The sequence below is a fragment of the Streptohalobacillus salinus genome, from assembly GCF_003201605.1.
In the GTDB taxonomy this organism is placed as follows: Bacteria; Bacillota; Bacilli; order Bacillales; family Amphibacillaceae; genus Streptohalobacillus; species Streptohalobacillus salinus.
Genome location: NZ_QJJR01000014.1, coordinates 44,403 through 60,828, shown reverse-complemented (window position 1 = coordinate 60,828; position 16,426 = coordinate 44,403). Strand labels below are relative to the sequence as shown.

Below are 16,426 nucleotides of genomic sequence, written 5' to 3'. Positions count from 1 at the left end.
TCAGAGACGATGAGGTAGATAGGTTCGAGGTGGAAGCATGGCAACATGTGCAGCTGACGAATACTAATCGATCGAGGACTTAACTAAATTTTTAACTGTCTGTCAGACTTCTTATCTAGTTTTCAGGGTATATGCCCTTTGGTTTAGTGATGATAGCGAAGAGGTCACACCTGTTCCCATGCCGAACACAGTAGTTAAGCTCTTCAGCGCCGATGGTAGTTGGGCTTACGCCCTGCGAGAGTAGGACGTCGCTAAGCAAATACTTACCTAGAGCCTTACGGTTCTAGGTTTTTTTGTGAGCAAAGAGCAAAAGAATACGGTTCTCATAGTTCTTGAAATTGCGATAATCACAAGCGATACGATCTAAGACATTGAATTTATTATTAATGCCTTTAATGTGACCGATATTGTACGTATAGTTAAAGCTATTTTGAATGTGTGATACAAGTGATTTCCCTTCTAATGGTTTTGTGGTTAAAACTCATATGATTGGAAAGTTCACTTGTTTCCTACACTTAGACAGAAAAAAGGTGCCAGCGAGTTATTTTAGTAAGCAATCTCTGCCTCACTAAAAATCCCTTCACTGACACAAATAGTGTACAGCCAGAAAATCCTTTTACTTATTTATTTCGAAAATAAGTAAAAGGATTTTTATGTTGTGTCGCATCAAAAAAAGTTGTAGATAAACATCTAAAAACTTGCCCAAGCAGCATTTTGACCTGCGAGCCTGCCGGTGACAAGGGCCGCAGTAATGTTGTAACCACCTGTGTAACCATGGATGTCTAAAATTTCACCTGAGAAAAATAACCGAGGCATAATTTTTGACGCCATTGTTGTCGGAACTACTTCCTTAATTGAAACACCACCTCCGGTAACAAAAGCTTTCTCAATCGGTAAACTATCATACACGAGTAACTCGAAATGTTTAATGTCGTCAATGAAATGGCGGATGTGCTCATTTGAAATATTTGCACACTTTGTATCTAAATCAATCTTATTTTTCTCTAAGATAAAATGTAGATAACGCTCAGGAACTAACCCTTTTAAAGTATTTTTAATCGCTTTTTTAGAGTTTTCACTCATCATTGCTTGTAATTCACTTAAAAGGGCTTCCTTGTTCTTATCTGGCAATGCATCAATGTATAACGATACTTCTTGTTGGCCGTTTTTTAAGAGTTTGACAACATACTGTGAACAACGCAAAACAGCCGGTCCAGAATAACCAAAGTGAGTAAATAACATATCCATTTGGTGAGTCACAATGTGCTTGCCATCTTGATTTTTCACTGATAAAGCGACATCTCTCAATGCTAATCCTTGTAAAGATTTATTTTTAATAAATGGCTGGTTAGACTTGAGTGGAACTTCAGTAGGGTAGAGATCAGTTACGGTGTGGCCAGCTGTTTTTGCCCAAGGATAACCATCCCCTGTAGAGCCGGTGTGAGGAACCGCTTTTCCACCGACAGCAACAACAACTGACTTGGCTTCGATTTTCTGACCGTCTTGCAGTAGTACTGTGTGGCTGTTCTCATGGTAATCAATGGCCTTAACGCCTGTTTCTAACCATACTTTCACATCAAGTGCGGATAGTCTAGTAATTAAAGCATTCACTACATCTTGGGCAGAGTCACTAACAGGGAACATTCTTCCGTGATCTTCTTCTTTTAATTCAACTCCAAGTTCACTGAAAAATGAGATGATATCTTCATTATCAAACACTGAAAATGCACTATATAAAAACCGTCCGTTACCAGGAATATGTTTAATGATTTCATCCTTAGGCAAGCGACTAGTTACGTTACAACGGCCACCACCTGAGATTGCTAATTTCTTACCGAGTTTTTTTCCTTTTTCTATGATCAATGTACGAGCGCCTTGTTCGGCAGCTGCAATTGCAGCCATCAGACCTGATGGTCCACCACCGATAACGACAACATCTGTTTCCATTCTATCCTATCCCTTCAATTCAACTTCATTTCCGAGTATACTATATTTCTCGTATTTTTGCTTAAAATTCAACTATCATCCATGAATTATGCTAAAATAGAGGATAGCTTAAAATTAGAAAGCAATACATTCCAAAAGATTAAGGTGAAACTATGTCGAAAAATACAATTATCAGAGGGACTGCACTTTTAGCTGGTGCTTCGTTTATTTCTAGATTACTAGGTATGTTATATACAATTCCATTTGAAAGTTTGGTAGGAGCAACCGGGGGCAAGTTATATGGTCTTGCATATGGTCCTTATACTATATTTATAAGTCTATCAACCATCGGTATTCCTTTAGCCGTCTCTAAGTTTGTGGCAAAATATAATTCGCTAGGTGATTATCGAACAAGCTTTAGAATGTACCAAGTTGCGTTAAAATTAATGATTATTTCTGGGATTGTTTCATTTGCTGTCTTATTTGGTGGTGCTGAATTATTAGCACAACTTTACATTCCTGATCAGGCGGAAGGTATCAGTGTTGGTGATGTTGCGATGGTTATACGAATGGTAAGTTTCGCCTTACTAATCATACCCGCGACGAGCATTACTAGAGGTTTTTTTCAAGGATTCGAATCGATGGGACCAACGGCTATTTCCCAGGTAATAGAGCAAGTAGCAAGAATTGCATTTTTGCTAACAGCAGTGTATTTAATTATTAACGTATTTGATGGGAGTACAACAACAGCTGTTGGTTTTGCGACCTTCTCAGCTTTTATTGGTGCAATTGCAAGTCTATTTGTTCTTTTGTGGTATTGGAAAAAACGAAAAACACATTTAGATAAATATATAAAACAACAACGAATTAAATCAGAACCTTTGACTACAAAGCAATTATTTAGAGAGTTATTTAGTTATGCAGGTCCATTCGTGTTTGTAGGGTTAGCAATTCCGCTTTATCAACAAATTGATGCGATCACCTTCTCACGAACTTTAGTCAATACGGGGGTTGGCCAGTTAGAGATAGACCATGCATTCTCAAACATCAATTTGTACGGGCATAAATTAATTATGATTCCAATTACTTTGGCAACAGGCATGTCGCTGGCGACACTCCCAACACTAACAAAATCATTTGTTGATAAAAAACGGCAGCTCCTATTTAAACAGATAAACCAATCCATACAAGTGATTATTTTCATAGTCTTACCTGCAGTCGTAGGCATGTCGTTGTTATCTGAAAATATTTGGGGAGCATTTTACGGCATTAGTGCTTATCTAGATTTTAACGCGCGTATTTTAGCATGGTATGCGCCTGTTGCTTTATTTTTCGCTTTATTTACAGTAACATCATCAATCTTGCAAGGAATTAATGAGCAACGTTACGCGATTTATAGCCTTGGTTTAGGCTTAGCTTTAAAAGCTTTGATCAATGTACCGTTATTATCACTACTTGGACCAATTGGCGCTGTCGTGGGGACCTTAATTGCTTCAGCAACGACTGTGGTTTCTAATCTAATACGTGTTAAATACAGCATCGGTTTTTCGCTGAAAGCTGTTAGTAAACGTTCGGTGTTAATGGGGATTTTCACACTAATTATGGCGCTTACGGTATTTGGAACACGCGTAGCTATTTCTCCCTTGCTCCATTATTCCGATGGACGATTGGCAAATGTGTTAATTCTTGCGATTACCACCACAATTGGGGCATATGTGTATTTGTGGTTAAGTTATCACTCAACTTTAATGGAACGTGTTATGGGCGGTCGTATGCATAAACTTGGACGGATTTTTGGAAAGAGGGGATAACGATATGAGAATTGATAAATTAATTGCTAACGAGGGTTATGGATCACGGAAAGAAGTTAAACATTTATTAAAAAGTGGACAAGTTCTGGTTAACGGTGAAGCAATTAAACAAGCAAAAATGCATGTTGATCCAGAAAGAGATGAAATAACAGTTATGGGTCAAGTGATTGACTATCAAGAATTCATCTATTTAATGATGAATAAACCACCAGGAGTAGTAAGTGCTACAGAAGACCACCGAGACGAGACAGTTATTGATTTGATTGATCCAAGCTTTCAAGTAAAAGAGCCATTTCCAGTCGGTAGATTGGATAAAGATACAGAAGGCTTGCTTATCCTAACGAACGATGGAAAGTTAGCACATCAATTGTTGTCACCAAAAAAGAACGTGGGCAAAACTTACTTTGCTGAGATTGAAGGTGTCGTAGGTAAAGAGGATATCGAGACATTTAATAAGGGCGTCAGTTTAGATGATGGTTATGAAACTAAACCGGCACAGTTAACGATTTTGACAACAGATGCAACTACCTCAGCGATTGAGGTCGTCATTTCAGAAGGGAAGTATCATCAAGTCAAGCGTATGTTCGAAGCTGTAGGGAAAAGGGTTACCTATTTGAAACGAATGAAGATGGGTTCACTATCCCTAGATCAACAACTAGAATTAGGTGAGTATCGGGAGTTAACAAAAGAAGAGTTGGATTACCTCAAAGGGTTACATGGTTAATCAATATAAAAACAAAAAAAATAAGCTGACCATAAATATGGCAGCAAAAACTTGTAACAGAAGGTTGTCGCGATTAAGAAATTTTCACTTTCTTTTTCGTTACATCCCATTGTCCTTTATGGGGACTTGTAACAAGACCGTTGTACGCTAAGACATTTAAGTCACGTTGCACAGTACGATCAGTAATCTCAAACTCATTGGCAATCTCAGTAGTAGTGACAGGACCATTATTTTTGATAAATAGATACACAGCCTTTACGCGAGTTAGCATTCGGTTTGTAGATTGACTCAAAAAACCACTCCTTATTATCAAATAAATGAAAATCGTGGTGTTGCTGAATCTCTTTTGATTACATTTTACACCTGTTATTATAAAAATACCAGTCTTACCGTTTGTTTTTTACAATTTCTTTAGAAAGTTAAAGGAGATGATACAATTGAATGAAACGCCACATTATTTTATTGCAATCAATTTATCAGATGACTTAAAAAACAAACTCTTTAGTAACCAAATGATGATCAAGCAGCAAATAGGTAAAGAGACCTATGAGAAGTGGACAAATCAAACAGATTTTCACATTACACTAGCTTTCTTAGGAGCACTTACAGATAAAGATTTGATTACAGCAAAAAATTGCTTAAACAAAGTGAAAGACACGAAGTCATTTCATGTTCAGCTTGCGACATTAGCAGGATTTGGTCAGCGACAGTCACCACGTGTGTTGATGCATCAGGTTACGTTGAATGAGGAATTAGTTACCTTGCAACAGCAGTTAAAAAAGGTGTTACAGGCAGCCCAATTTAATGTTGAGAAGCGATCCTTTAATCCGCATGTCACATATGCTAAAAAATGCAAATATGGCTATCAGTTAGAGTGTTTATCCTGGAAAATTAAAGAAGATCAAATCCCTTTTATTGATCAAATCGTTGAGACCGTTACTGACATAAGTCTATTCCGTATCTATCCAGGCGATACGCCCCAATACAAAGCAGTTATGACTATTTTTTTAAAGTGAGGTGATCAAGCGATGAGCCAGCTTGTTAAATTAGAAAATTATATTTCTCGATATCAACAAGATCCGTTTCACTACCCAAGTCAGTATATTCGCTTGAAACAAGAAAATTGGAAACATCTACTTGATGTGTGGAAACAAGAACAAAACCAGATCCTTTTAGAAACTCCTGATGTAGAGTACCATTTGTTTGATAAATGGCGGAAGCGATTTGCGAAACGAACAGAGACAGATGTAATCGAGGAGTCATCATTAATCCTGCCACAAAATGAAGAACAGTTAAAACAATATTTCTTAGATTCCCTGTTTAATTTTCAATTGAAATGGGCATCGAGTACGATCAGTCAAATGTCATTTTTGGATCGTGATTATTTTGATGATTTTACTTTGAAATATCTACTGCAACGGTTTCCAGATACCTATCTGTTTATGTACAAGCCGATTTTTAAATTAAAAAATGCTGAAATAGAGACAGATATTGTTTTAATTGCTCCGTTTGAAGTTTTAATTATTAAAATTGTTGAATTCCCTCTTGGGGAGACAGTTATTGCAGAAGATGATCGAAGTTGGCTAAAGGAAGAAAAAAATATTCGTTCGAAATTTATGAGTCCATTGATTTCTTTAAAACGTTCAGATAAGCTGATTCGTAGTATTTTAAACCATAAAGAGATTGATATGCCTGTTAAAAAAGTAGTTTTGTCACGCACCAATAAAATTGAGTTTCACTTGGAACCTTATCAAACGGAATTTATTGACAAGGATCACCACGAAGACTGGGTACAGAGTCAACGTCAGACCAATGCACCACTTAAACATAATCAATTAAAGGTATTAGATGCTTTATTGACATTTAGCGATACGGTATCATTCAGCCGGCCTGAATGGCAGGCGACAGATAGTGATGATTTTAGTTTTGAGTAAAAATGGCTTGATTTTTATGGTCGACATACGTTAAGCTAAGGATAGTGTTTTAAAAGATAAAGTGGTGCATTGACACCATTTTTGTGATTTTTATATAGAAAGGAGCATGACTTGTGCAGCATATACTCGGTGATGATTGGATTATTGAATCCGCAGGTGGTTCGACAGGTGAAGCTTATTACGCACAATCAAAACATAAACGTTTATTTCTGAAAAGAAATTCATCTCCATTCTTAGCTGTGTTATCTGCACAAGGCATTGTTCCTAAACTTGTATGGACGAAGCGAATGGAAAATGGCGATGTGATAACTGCCCAGGAGTGGCTTGATGGCAACGAACTAAATCCTGAAGTACTGCAACACCCAAAAGTAGCAGAGCTGTTAGGAAGAATTCATCATTCTGCTGAACTTTTAGATATGTTAACACGTATAGGAAAAAAGCCGTTACAGCCAGCAGCTCTCGTTAAAGATTTAAGAAGAGACTATCAAACGTTAGCTAACGAAAAGTTATCATTATTAGTGATTGAGCGTGCCTTAGAATATATGGAAACGCATCTTCATATTGTCGAGGGGATAAAACCGGTAGTTTGTCATTGCGATTTAAACCATAACAACTGGATGATTACGGATCGTGGTGAGCTTTATTTAATTGATTGGGATAATGCCGAAATTGCGGACCCGGCGATTGATTTAAGTCTACTATTTAAACGGTACATACCGAGAGAAGATTGGGACAAATGGTTAGCATTTTATGGTGAAGTAAATGATGAAGAATTAACCGTCCGTATGTATTGGTATATGTTTTATGAGTTGCTTACTAGTCTAAACCATATTCAAACAGTTACTGAACAAACTGAAAAACTTGAAGAACTACAAGAAATATTGAATCAAGCTATGAAAAAACGTGATATAGCGAAGTAAGGGGTAATAAATGTGCGAGCAAGACATAAGCCGTGGGCTGAAGATTATTTAAAAGAACATGCGAATATTGTTGTCTTAGATCCTATACGTTATAAAGGAAAGTGGTCAGCTTTATTTGGTAATGACCGACCAATCCATGTTGAAATAGGTGCTGGTAAAGGTCAATTTATTACAGGTATGGCTAAACAGCATCCTGAGATTAACTTTATTGCAATCGAAGTTGTGAAAAGCATCATTGTTAGCGCAGTAGATAAAGTTGTTGAAGAACAACCAGGTAATGTAAGATTAATTAATTTTGATGCAAAAGATTTAAGAGAAATTTTCGCAGATGAGGAAGTCAGTCGGATTTATTTGAATTTTTCTGATCCGTGGCCAAAAACGAAACATGCGAAACGTCGGTTAACTTACCCGAGTTTTTTAGCTCAATATCAGCAAGTACTAAAAACAGATGGCGCTCTAATTTTCAAAACAGATAATCAAGGATTGTTTGAATACAGTTTGATTAGCTTTTCTGAATTTGGTATGGTCTTGGATGAACTTAGTTTGGATTTGCATCAACTAGATGATCCGCTTAATGTTATGACTGAGTATGAGTTTAAGTTTTCCGAAAAAGGACAGCGTATTTATCGAGTTGCGGCTCATTTTATTGAGAAATAATTAGATTGGCATGTTTAAATAGAGCGGTTAGATAAAGAAGAGCGATAAGACAACTGTCTTATCGCTCTTCTTATAACTGTTTAGTTTTAAGTGAGTGTTAAATGATTGCTTGCGTTTCTTTTGTTGAAATGATAGATCCAGTATCGGCATCAACAAAAAATTCATATTGTGTATTTGTATCATTAATCGTACGTGTGATACCCCCGCGATAAACGGTGTAATTTAAGCCGTGTAGTGTTAATGTTTCTGGTTTCATGTAAATCCAAGAACCACTTACACTGCCTAACTCTTTAAATCGTGCTTTCGCAAGTTTTAACGCATGCTCTGGCCGGATAGGCAATTTAGTTAACGAAGTCTTTAATGTAAAGCCTAAGAGTGCACCAGCGCTTACGAGTAAAGCAGACTGTTTCCAATTCATAGCGTTCACCTCAATTTTTAGTATCAATAGTAGTATACAATATTTTAAACAAATATGAAAACGGTATCGAGAAATTCTTTTGAAATATTCAATTCTTTTCTTTTTTGAAACTCTTTTGATATACTAATAAACAGCGTGTGCATTTAATTATCCTTTAGTTTACATACCTTAGATTAAGAGAAGGAGTTGTCAGAAATCATGAATCAAGAAACACTAGATATGTTCAAAACATTAACTGAGTTACCAGGAGCCCCTGGTAATGAACATGCAGTTAGAGCTTTTATGAAAGAAGAGTTAGGTAGGTATTCCGATAAAATAATTCAAGATCGACTTGGCGGTGTATTTGGGGTCAAAGGCAATAAAGGACCGAAAGTAATGGTTGCCGGCCATATGGATGAAGTTGGGTTTATGGTTACACAAATCACAAAAAATGGAATGCTTCGTTTTCAAACCTTAGGTGGCTGGTGGAATCAAGTTCTATTGGCGCAACGTGTTGAAGTATGGACAGATAATGGTTCAGTCGTTGGTGTGATAGGCTCAATCCCCCCACATAACTTAACGCCTGAACAGCGTCAAAAACCGATGGAAATAAAAAATATGTTAATTGACATTGGTGCAGATGATAAAGCGGATGCAGAACACATGGGGATTAAACCTGGCCAATCAATTGTTCCAGTTATGCCGTTTACACCGATGGCAAATGAGAAGAAATTGTTAGCGAAAGCATGGGATAACCGCTATGGGTGCGGCTTAGCAATTGAGTTGTTAAAAGAACTTAAAGATGAAACAACGCCAAATCAACTATTTTCTGGTGCAACTGTACAAGAAGAAGTTGGTTTAAGAGGTTCGCAAGTTGCTGCAAATATGATTCAACCAGATATCTTTTATGCACTTGATGCTTCACCAGCAAATGATATGACGGGTGAAGACAAAGAATTCGGTAAACTTGGAAAGGGTGCGCTACTGAGAATTTTTGATCGTTCCATGATAACGCATCGAGGCATCAAGGATTTTGTTTTAGACACTGCGGAATCAAATGATATCCCTTACCAGTATTTTATTTCACAAGGTGGGACAGATGCTGGACGGGTACACCTTACAAATAATGGTGTGCCGTCAGCCGTGGTTGGTATTTGCTCTCGGTATATTCATACACATGGCTCTATTATTCATGTGGATGATTATGCTGCTGCAAAAGAATTGATTGTGAAGTTAGTCAAAGCAACTGATCAGGCAACCGTTGACAGCATTATTAGCCAAGGTTAATGTTAAATGAAAGCTAAAAAACACAAAAGCGGGAGGATACCTTCCGCTTTTTGATTTGGAGGAATGTTTAAATGATTGCAATTGGATCACTCAATCAAACAAAGGTTAATGCGGTTGCGGCTGTTTTTAAACAAAATGAAGTTATTACAATTGACGCGCCATCAGCTGTTTCAAATCAACCCTTTTCTGACGAAGAAACACAGCTCGGTGCAATTAATCGTGCGAAATTCGCAAAAAGTCAGACAAAGGCATTAATTGGGGTCGGTTTAGAAGGTGGCGTTATGTTCATCGGTCAGAGGTTATATTTAACAAATTGGGGTGCTTTAATCGATGAAACTGATACCATTTATCTAGCTAGTGGAGCGCGTTTCCCTTTGCCAGAGGTTATTAAGCAAGGGCTACTCGAAGGGAAAGAACTGGCAATTGTGATGGATCATTACACGGGTACTAAAGGTATTAGACACAGAGAGGGAGCGGTGGGGGTTTTTACGAATGAATTACTCACGAGACAAATGATGTTTGAACATGTCCTGCTGCAACTACAAGGTCAAAAGGCTTATCATGACCAACTTAACAAATAATGTGTGAAATATTTCGTTTCTGTTACAAATTGCGTAAAAACATCGAGAACACTTGTAACTCAGACAAAAAGTAGTAAGATAGTTGATGGTAAGATTTATTCAAGGAAGGAGTCGCTATGCGTAAATTATTTGTTATATCATTGATTGCATTAAGCCTAGTGTTGTTAAGTGCATGCGGAGTTTCAGAAGAAGAAGTGGCTGAAGTACTGGAATCACGGACAGATGAAATGTTTGAAGCTGAAAAGCCAGCTCCTAACCAATCTTTCGCATCTTTTGAAATATATTTGCCAGACAACTTTGAAGTTCAAGAAGAAGCAGAAAGTAATTTGATTTTAGAATCGGACAATCAAATGTATTTAATGTTCTATAATACGTTAGAAGATCAAATGAGTGACTTTTTTTATCGTTCTATTGAAGAAAGTGATCAATATACTTTCTTAAAATCCTATCAAGATGATCAACGTTTTGGTTATGTGAAGGTAGCCTTAGTCGAAGAATTATATGAAGTTCAAGTAGGTATTGGTGGGATTCGCATGACAACCCATACAGAACTGGATCAGGTTGAGACAGAAGTTGAACAGATGATCACGATTATTGATTCTGTTGCGTTTATTGAAGAAGCTACTGAGTGAAATTTTACTTGGTAGTTTTTTTTTTTTTGAAAAACACATAAGTGTCTTGTCACTTGTAAGGTAATGGGTTAATATAAAGTGAACATACATATAAAAAGAACCAGGGGGCGACTTTATGCGAACATTTTTAGAAAAAAAACAAATTCATTTATCTTTACATGTTTATTTTATTCAAGCACTTAGTTTTATGGCATTAGGGTTATTTTCTTCGTTAATTATTGGTTTAATTCTAAATACAATCGGTGGACAAATTTTAGAGTTTTATGGTCCATCAACGATTGGTGATGCTTTGATTGAAATCGGAACATTTGCGATGGATGGTAAAGTTGTGGGTGGTGCGATCGGTGTAGCGATTGGTTATAGCTTAAAAGCACCGCCGCTTGTTTTGTTTTCAACATTATTTGCAGGTGCATTTGGTTACACGATGGCAGGACCTGTTGGTGCTTATGTAGGAGCGTTATTTGCAACTGAATTTGGAAAACTTGTGTATAAAGAAACGAAAGTGGATATTATTTTAACACCTTTTGTGACCATCGTTGTTGGTTTTATGGTCGGCCGCTTTGTGGGACCACCAATTGATTCCTTTATGACAGGATTGGGTGAAGTCATAAACTGGTCGACAGCACAACAACCATTTGTAATGGGAATAATTGTTGCAGTGCTCATGGGCTGGGCGCTTACCGCTCCTATTTCAAGTGTTGCGATCGCATTGATGTTATCACTTGATGGGGTGGCAGCTGGTGCTGCTGTTATCGGTTGTTCAGCGCAGATGATGGGTTTTGCGGTAAGTAGCTACCGCGAAAATGGATTTGGTGGATTTATTGCTCAGGGGATAGGTACATCAATGCTGCAAATTGCTAACGTTTTGAAAAAGCCAATTATCATGCTACCACCAACAATTGCAGCTGTGATCATGGCGCCGATAGGGACGGTTTGGTTGGAAATGACTAATAATCCATCCGGTGCCGGGATGGGAACATCCGGCCTTGTTGGACAAATTATGACATTTCAGACCATGGGATTTGAAATGTCGGTCTTCTTTATGGTAATCTTTGTTCATATAATCGGACCATTAGTGATTAGTTTTCTTCTTTCAGAATGGATGAGAAGAATTGGATGGATTAAATTCGGTGATATGAAAATTAGCTACGAGTAATCATAGGGGGGAAAATGATGAAAAAATTAGAGTCAGAACAAGAATTTCAAACGCTTATTGCTAAAGATAAGCAAGTATTTTTATTTTCAGCACAATGGTGTCCGGATTGTCGAGTCATTGAGCCAATCATGCCTGAATTTGAAGGGCAGTACCCGGAGATTAACTTTACTTATGTTGATAGAGATGATTTTATCGACATATGTATCGCTCATGATATCTTCGGCATTCCAAGTTTCTTAGCCTTTAACAACGGTGAAGAGATTGCTCGTTTTGTCAGTAAAGACCGAAAAACGAAAGCCGAAATTGAAGCCTTTCTAGATAAAGTTAACAATCAATAGCATATAAACCTAAAAAGAAAAGCAAACAGTTGCTTTTCTTTTTAAATGGTTACGAACATGATACAATTTTAGATGGAAGAGAGAGGAGTTGATAAAGTCGTGGGACCAGTTGAGTTAAAACGATTATTCGATCAATATTTCCCGGAAGAAGACTACCGAACGGTTTATGTCCGTGATGAAAATAGGTACCGTGTTGAATTATTGTCAAATGGCAAAGGCGTAAATATTGACCTAGCTAAAGTACTTGCAAAATTTGAACGTGAGGGTCAGTCAGCAATAGATAACCTAATTACACATATAAAAAAGTCATTAGCAATGACACAGACAACGCATTTACTTGATGGTAACCAAACGGCAATTTTTCCAGTTATCAGAGCAAAAAGCTTTCCGGATAAAACCAAAGAAGGCAAGGTGCTGATGACGATTAGTCATACGGCTGAGACCGTTATTTACTTCGCTTTAGATTTAGGTGATGCTTACGTATTAATTGATGAAGTCATGTTACAAGAAAGTTCACTTGATCAAGAAAGAGTTGTTGAAATAGCGTATCAAAATCTGTCTGGCATTCCAATTGAAACACGCCACCAGCAAGTTAGTGGGAATGATTTTTATTTTGTAACCAATAATGATGGATATGATGCGAGTCGTATTTTAAATACAACGTGGTTAAACAACTTTACTAAAGACATGAATGGAGAAGTTGTGTTGGCCGTTCCTCATCAGGATAGTTTTATTATTGCAGATATTCATAATGCAGAAGGTTATGATATACTACAACAGATGGCTATGCAATTTTTCGCTGAAGGTAGAATACCTATCACAGCTTTATCATTTGTCTATGAAGAGGAAAAGTTAGAACCTATTTTTATTCTTGCGAAAAAAAAGCCACGCGATACTAATTAAGAAAAGGATGAGCATAATGAACGCGTTTTACAACAAAGAAGGAATTGGTGACGTGCTTATGTTACCAATTAAAACCGGCAATCGTTACGAAAGAAGTTTCCGAACATATGGTGATGTTGTTGAAATTTATGATACAGCGAATGAAGCTATTTTAGGCTACAATATTTTTAACGCGTCGTTGTACTTTGATATTAAAGAAAATCCAATTGTACTTGATGAAGAATGGTTAAAAGCAATTAATGCTGTATTTAATACAAATCAAGTCCCAAAACCATTAGAACTTGATTTAACACCCAAATTTGTCGTTGGTTATGTGAAAAGTAAAACAAAACACCCGGATGCTGACAAGCTAAATGTTTGTCAAGTGGATTTAGGAACTGAAGACGTTCAAATCGTGTGCGGGGCACCAAATGTTGATGAAGGACAGCATGTGGTTGTAGCAAAAGTAGGAGCGATTATGCCTGGAGGGATGGAGATTAAAGATGCCAACCTACGAGGGATCGACTCTTTTGGTATGATATGTTCACAAAAAGAATTAGGTTTACCCAACGCACCTGAAGAAAAGGGCATCTATGTTTTAACTGATGACGTAAACGCAGGGGATGTCTTTACCTTCTGATCGGGCGAGATAGCAGAGCAAATATTGTATGTTATTAAATCTATAGTATAATGAGCGTCAAATGAATCGTTAAGCAGTGGTAACGAGTAATTTGACGCTTCCTTTTATTTAAAGCGTTTGACAGCTTCAAGAAAAAATTTTGTGAACATTTTGCCATTTTCTCTACAATTTCTGTTAAAATGAAAATTAATCATTATGATGGAGAAGTGAGTAGCTATGTGGAAACAAATTAAACAAACGATTAACCAACTATTAAACACAGATGCGGATCGTTCTGAAGCAAACCTTCAAAAAGATTCAAATAATAAGCAAACGAATTATTCAATGGAAAATAGATCGAATAAAGTAAAGGGTATTGAAGCTAAAATGACTTATCAATATCCAAAAAACAAACCCTTTCCTTTTCCATTGGCTGTGGATCAGCCGAAAAAGTCAAGTAATAACAGTCGTAATCAAACACCTGTACATAGAAAGAACAATCGGGAACCTGAGCAAGTGAAAAAAACAAATGAATCAGGAGATGCGGTGAAACGTGCACCGTTTAAAGTACAAGATGTACCATCACCTGTATACGGGTTTCACAAACAACGCAAATTAAACGAGGTGTTGGATAACAACGTTCAGGCGTTAGCAACTGAAGCATTGCCCTCGCCTGAAGAGGTTGCTAAAGCAAAGGAAATTGCGAAAGTAGATAGGGATGTTATGCACACCATAACCGATCAATCGTTGGACCTTGATCAGCGCCCTGCATCTGCTTATTCAGCTGATGAATTTGGACAAACAGGAGATCACACTCGAGAAAGGTCTGAAGAATCAATCAAACCACCTATCGAGCACGCTATAAATGAGGACAATAATAATGATGCAATTTTAAAACGTCAGCCAAGACAGATGACTGAAAAGAAACCAAAAGGCGAACCATTCAACGTGCGCATGCGACCAAGTGATAAAAAACGTTATCATGATCGGTTGAAAGAGCGCTCAACAATGAATCGTCCTGAGTTGATACCTGTAGAATCGCAAAGCTTATCAACAAAACAAGTTGAGCCGGTTTCTCAAAACAAGCAACTTGAAAAACAATCAAACTCATCAACGTATGCGTTACCACTCCATTTGTTAGATGATGATGAAGCATCATTCACAAAAGATCATCACTTTATTAAAGAAAAGTCACAACAGTTAATTGATGCCTTAAAAGAATTTAATGTGAATGCGGAAGTGGTTAACGTGATGCAAGGTCCTTCTGTCACGCGCTTTGAGATTAAACCAGAGTCAGGCGTTAAAGTAAGTAAGGTAAAGAATCTCAGTGATGACTTAAAGTTAAGTTTAGCAGCTAAAGATATTCGTATCGAAGCACCTATCCCTGGTAAGCATGCCATAGGGATAGAAGTTCCGAATCAAGATACGTCTTCAGTCGGATTCAGTAAAATTATGCGTTCAAAAGCATTTCTGGCATCTGCCTCCCCGCTTACGGTAGGACTAGGCCTTGACATTGCAGGTGAAGCAATCATCACGGATATTAATAAGATGCCACATGGACTAATTGCTGGGGCGACCGGTTCAGGGAAAAGTGTCTGTATTAATACAATCTTATTGTCCTTGCTATATAAATCTTCACCCGAAGAAGTGCGCTTAATGTTAATCGACCCAAAAATGGTTGAATTAGCACCGTATAATGGTCTACCACACTTAGTCAGCCCTGTTATTACTGATGTGAAGGCAGCGACTCAAGCGCTGAAATGGGCGGTGGATGAGATGGAAGCCCGTTATCAAAAATTCGTAGACACAGGAAGCCGTGACATTACCCGGTATAATGCGAAAAAGCAGGAACAAAATGAGGAAAACATGCCATACCTTGTTATTGTCATTGACGAACTTGCAGATTTAATGATGGCTGCCCCTCAAGATGTTGAAGATTCTATTTGTCGAATAGCACAAAAAGCTAGAGCTTGTGGCATTCATCTATTATTGGCTACGCAACGCCCATCAGTTGATGTAATTACTGGCTTGATTAAATCAAACATTCCAACACGGATTGCTTTTAGTGTCGCATCACAAGTCGATTCACGCACAATGATTGATACCAATGGTGCCGAGCGGTTGTTAGGGAAAGGAGACATGCTATTCGTCGAAAATGGCGCAAGACATCCCGTTAGAATTCAAGGCGCTTATGTCTCAGATGAAGAAATTGAACGCGTCACACACTATATAAAAGATCGTAACAGTCCGAACTATCTATTTGAACAAGAACAATTATTAAATACCATGCAACACGTTGAAGATGCAGATGAATTATTTGATGAAGCATTAAGCTTTATTTCTGAAAACGAATCTGCAAGTACTTCGCTACTTCAACGACGTTTTAAAATAGGTTATAATAGGGCTGCACGATTGATTGATGCTTTTGAAGATAAAGGTATCATCTCTGGTCAAAATGGAAGTAAACCACGATCAATTCTTGTATCAAAAGAAGATATTGAATCGATTCGTTCAACTTAATATTACTGTTATAGTTTATCTTTTCTAACCTATGTTAACATC

Annotated in this window: 18 protein-coding genes and 2 rRNA genes; 16 read left to right on the top strand and 4 right to left on the bottom strand. The window is 37.4% G+C overall.

What is annotated here, in order from left to right; all coding sequences use genetic code 11:
- Together DES38_RS10190 and rrf are read left to right on the top strand one after the other, a co-directional pair.
- Nucleotides 1-87: ribosomal RNA gene (locus DES38_RS10190) — 23S ribosomal RNA — on the top strand; the annotation flags it as partial.
- Between the two features lie 55 nt (nt 88-142).
- Nucleotides 143-257 (top strand): 5S ribosomal RNA (gene rrf / locus DES38_RS10185).
- Nucleotides 258-283: 26 nt separating this feature from the next.
- Here rrf and DES38_RS10180 read toward each other — a convergent pair.
- Both DES38_RS10180 and DES38_RS10175 read right to left on the bottom strand, forming a co-directional pair.
- A complete protein-coding gene (locus DES38_RS10180) occupies nt 284-436 on the bottom strand; it encodes a transposase (RefSeq protein ID WP_110252008.1) in 153 nt (50 codons plus the stop codon).
- A gap of 254 nt (nt 437-690) precedes the next feature.
- Nucleotides 691-1,947, bottom strand: coding sequence for a BaiN/RdsA family NAD(P)/FAD-dependent oxidoreductase (locus DES38_RS10175; RefSeq protein WP_110252007.1), 1,257 nt, complete (start codon nt 1,945-1,947; stop codon nt 691-693).
- Nucleotides 1,948-2,099: 152 nt separating this feature from the next.
- On the opposite strand from DES38_RS10175, the gene DES38_RS10170 reads away from it, so the two are divergent.
- On the top strand, nt 2,100-3,737 hold the full coding sequence (locus DES38_RS10170) for a putative polysaccharide biosynthesis protein (protein WP_110252006.1): 1,638 nt from the start codon (nt 2,100-2,102) through the stop codon (nt 3,735-3,737).
- 4 nt (nt 3,738-3,741) lie between these two features.
- On the top strand, nt 3,742-4,461 hold the full coding sequence (locus DES38_RS10165; RefSeq protein WP_110252005.1) for a pseudouridine synthase: 720 nt from the start codon (nt 3,742-3,744) through the stop codon (nt 4,459-4,461).
- Nucleotides 4,462-4,534: 73 nt separating this feature from the next.
- Here the strand turns inward: DES38_RS10165 and DES38_RS10160 are convergent, their stop codons facing one another.
- A complete protein-coding gene (locus tag DES38_RS10160) occupies nt 4,535-4,753 on the bottom strand; it encodes an HTH domain-containing protein (RefSeq protein ID WP_110252004.1) in 219 nt (72 codons plus the stop codon).
- A 145-nt stretch (nt 4,754-4,898) separates the two neighbouring features.
- Between DES38_RS10160 and thpR the strand changes: the two genes are divergently transcribed.
- The 4 genes from thpR (at nt 4,899) to trmB (ending at nt 7,972) form a co-directional block, all read left to right on the top strand.
- A complete protein-coding gene (gene thpR, locus DES38_RS10155) occupies nt 4,899-5,477 on the top strand; it encodes an RNA 2',3'-cyclic phosphodiesterase (protein WP_170114389.1) in 579 nt (192 codons plus the stop codon).
- Nucleotides 5,478-5,489: 12 nt separating this feature from the next.
- Nucleotides 5,490-6,395: a nuclease-related domain-containing protein gene (locus DES38_RS10150; RefSeq protein WP_110252002.1), complete on the top strand. Its 906-nt coding sequence runs from the start codon at nt 5,490-5,492 to the stop codon at nt 6,393-6,395.
- A gap of 113 nt (nt 6,396-6,508) precedes the next feature.
- The gene (locus tag DES38_RS10145) at nt 6,509-7,315 is read left to right on the top strand and encodes a phosphotransferase family protein (protein ID WP_110252001.1); all 807 of its coding nucleotides are present in this window, start codon (nt 6,509-6,511) and stop codon (nt 7,313-7,315) included.
- Nucleotides 7,316-7,327: 12 nt separating this feature from the next.
- Nucleotides 7,328-7,972: a tRNA (guanosine(46)-N7)-methyltransferase TrmB gene (trmB, locus tag DES38_RS10140; protein ID WP_110252000.1), complete on the top strand. Its 645-nt coding sequence runs from the start codon at nt 7,328-7,330 to the stop codon at nt 7,970-7,972.
- Between the two features lie 97 nt (nt 7,973-8,069).
- Here the strand turns inward: trmB and DES38_RS10135 are convergent, their stop codons facing one another.
- Nucleotides 8,070-8,390, bottom strand: coding sequence for a PepSY domain-containing protein (locus DES38_RS10135; protein WP_110251999.1), 321 nt, complete (start codon nt 8,388-8,390; stop codon nt 8,070-8,072).
- Nucleotides 8,391-8,588: 198 nt separating this feature from the next.
- Between DES38_RS10135 and DES38_RS10130 the strand changes: the two genes are divergently transcribed.
- From DES38_RS10130 to DES38_RS12195, 8 genes are all read left to right on the top strand, one after another.
- Complete coding sequence (locus tag DES38_RS10130) at nt 8,589-9,656, top strand: M42 family metallopeptidase (RefSeq protein ID WP_110251998.1); 1,068 nt, start codon at nt 8,589-8,591, stop codon at nt 9,654-9,656.
- A gap of 71 nt (nt 9,657-9,727) precedes the next feature.
- Nucleotides 9,728-10,237 carry a DUF84 family protein gene (locus DES38_RS10125; RefSeq protein ID WP_110251997.1) on the top strand — a complete coding sequence of 170 codons (510 nt, stop codon included), beginning with the start codon at nt 9,728-9,730 and terminating at the stop codon, nt 10,235-10,237.
- A 116-nt stretch (nt 10,238-10,353) separates the two neighbouring features.
- Nucleotides 10,354-10,869 (top strand): hypothetical protein, encoded by a 516-nt coding sequence (locus DES38_RS10120; RefSeq protein ID WP_110251996.1) that lies wholly within the window; start codon nt 10,354-10,356, stop codon nt 10,867-10,869.
- Nucleotides 10,870-10,984: 115 nt separating this feature from the next.
- Complete coding sequence (locus tag DES38_RS10115; protein ID WP_110251995.1) at nt 10,985-12,025, top strand: PTS sugar transporter subunit IIC; 1,041 nt, start codon at nt 10,985-10,987, stop codon at nt 12,023-12,025.
- A gap of 17 nt (nt 12,026-12,042) precedes the next feature.
- Nucleotides 12,043-12,363: a thioredoxin family protein gene (locus DES38_RS10110; protein WP_110251994.1), complete on the top strand. Its 321-nt coding sequence runs from the start codon at nt 12,043-12,045 to the stop codon at nt 12,361-12,363.
- A 72-nt stretch (nt 12,364-12,435) separates the two neighbouring features.
- Entirely contained in the window at nt 12,436-13,266 is an 831-nt protein-coding gene (locus tag DES38_RS10105; RefSeq protein WP_110251993.1) for a DUF1444 family protein, read from the top strand.
- A 16-nt stretch (nt 13,267-13,282) separates the two neighbouring features.
- The gene (gene ytpR / locus DES38_RS10100; RefSeq protein WP_110251992.1) at nt 13,283-13,885 is read left to right on the top strand and encodes a YtpR family tRNA-binding protein; all 603 of its coding nucleotides are present in this window, start codon (nt 13,283-13,285) and stop codon (nt 13,883-13,885) included.
- A gap of 216 nt (nt 13,886-14,101) precedes the next feature.
- The gene (locus DES38_RS12195) at nt 14,102-16,384 is read left to right on the top strand and encodes a DNA translocase FtsK (RefSeq protein ID WP_110251991.1); all 2,283 of its coding nucleotides are present in this window, start codon (nt 14,102-14,104) and stop codon (nt 16,382-16,384) included.
- The last annotated feature ends 42 nt before the right edge of the window (nt 16,385-16,426 follow it).

What these genes read in the sequence shown, in the direction of transcription:
- DES38_RS10105 (WP_110251993.1), top strand. Translation starts at nt 12,436, where the DNA reads ATGGAAGAGAGAGGAGTTGATAAAGTCGTGGGACCAGTTGAGTTAAAA.
- DES38_RS10165 (WP_110252005.1), top strand. Translation starts at nt 3,742, where the DNA reads ATGAGAATTGATAAATTAATTGCTAACGAGGGTTATGGATCACGGAAA.
- DES38_RS10130 (WP_110251998.1), top strand. Translation starts at nt 8,589, where the DNA reads ATGAATCAAGAAACACTAGATATGTTCAAAACATTAACTGAGTTACCA.
- DES38_RS10120 (WP_110251996.1), top strand. Translation starts at nt 10,354, where the DNA reads ATGCGTAAATTATTTGTTATATCATTGATTGCATTAAGCCTAGTGTTG.
- DES38_RS10110 (WP_110251994.1), top strand. Translation starts at nt 12,043, where the DNA reads ATGAAAAAATTAGAGTCAGAACAAGAATTTCAAACGCTTATTGCTAAA.
- ytpR (WP_110251992.1), top strand. Translation starts at nt 13,283, where the DNA reads ATGAACGCGTTTTACAACAAAGAAGGAATTGGTGACGTGCTTATGTTA.
- DES38_RS12195 (WP_110251991.1), top strand. Translation starts at nt 14,102, where the DNA reads ATGTGGAAACAAATTAAACAAACGATTAACCAACTATTAAACACAGAT.
- DES38_RS10115 (WP_110251995.1), top strand. Translation starts at nt 10,985, where the DNA reads ATGCGAACATTTTTAGAAAAAAAACAAATTCATTTATCTTTACATGTT.
- DES38_RS10150 (WP_110252002.1), top strand. Translation starts at nt 5,490, where the DNA reads ATGAGCCAGCTTGTTAAATTAGAAAATTATATTTCTCGATATCAACAA.
- DES38_RS10175 (WP_110252007.1), bottom strand. Translation starts at nt 1,947, where the DNA reads ATGGAAACAGATGTTGTCGTTATCGGTGGTGGACCATCAGGTCTGATG.
- DES38_RS10135 (WP_110251999.1), bottom strand. Translation starts at nt 8,390, where the DNA reads ATGAATTGGAAACAGTCTGCTTTACTCGTAAGCGCTGGTGCACTCTTA.
- DES38_RS10125 (WP_110251997.1), top strand. Translation starts at nt 9,728, where the DNA reads ATGATTGCAATTGGATCACTCAATCAAACAAAGGTTAATGCGGTTGCG.
- DES38_RS10170 (WP_110252006.1), top strand. Translation starts at nt 2,100, where the DNA reads ATGTCGAAAAATACAATTATCAGAGGGACTGCACTTTTAGCTGGTGCT.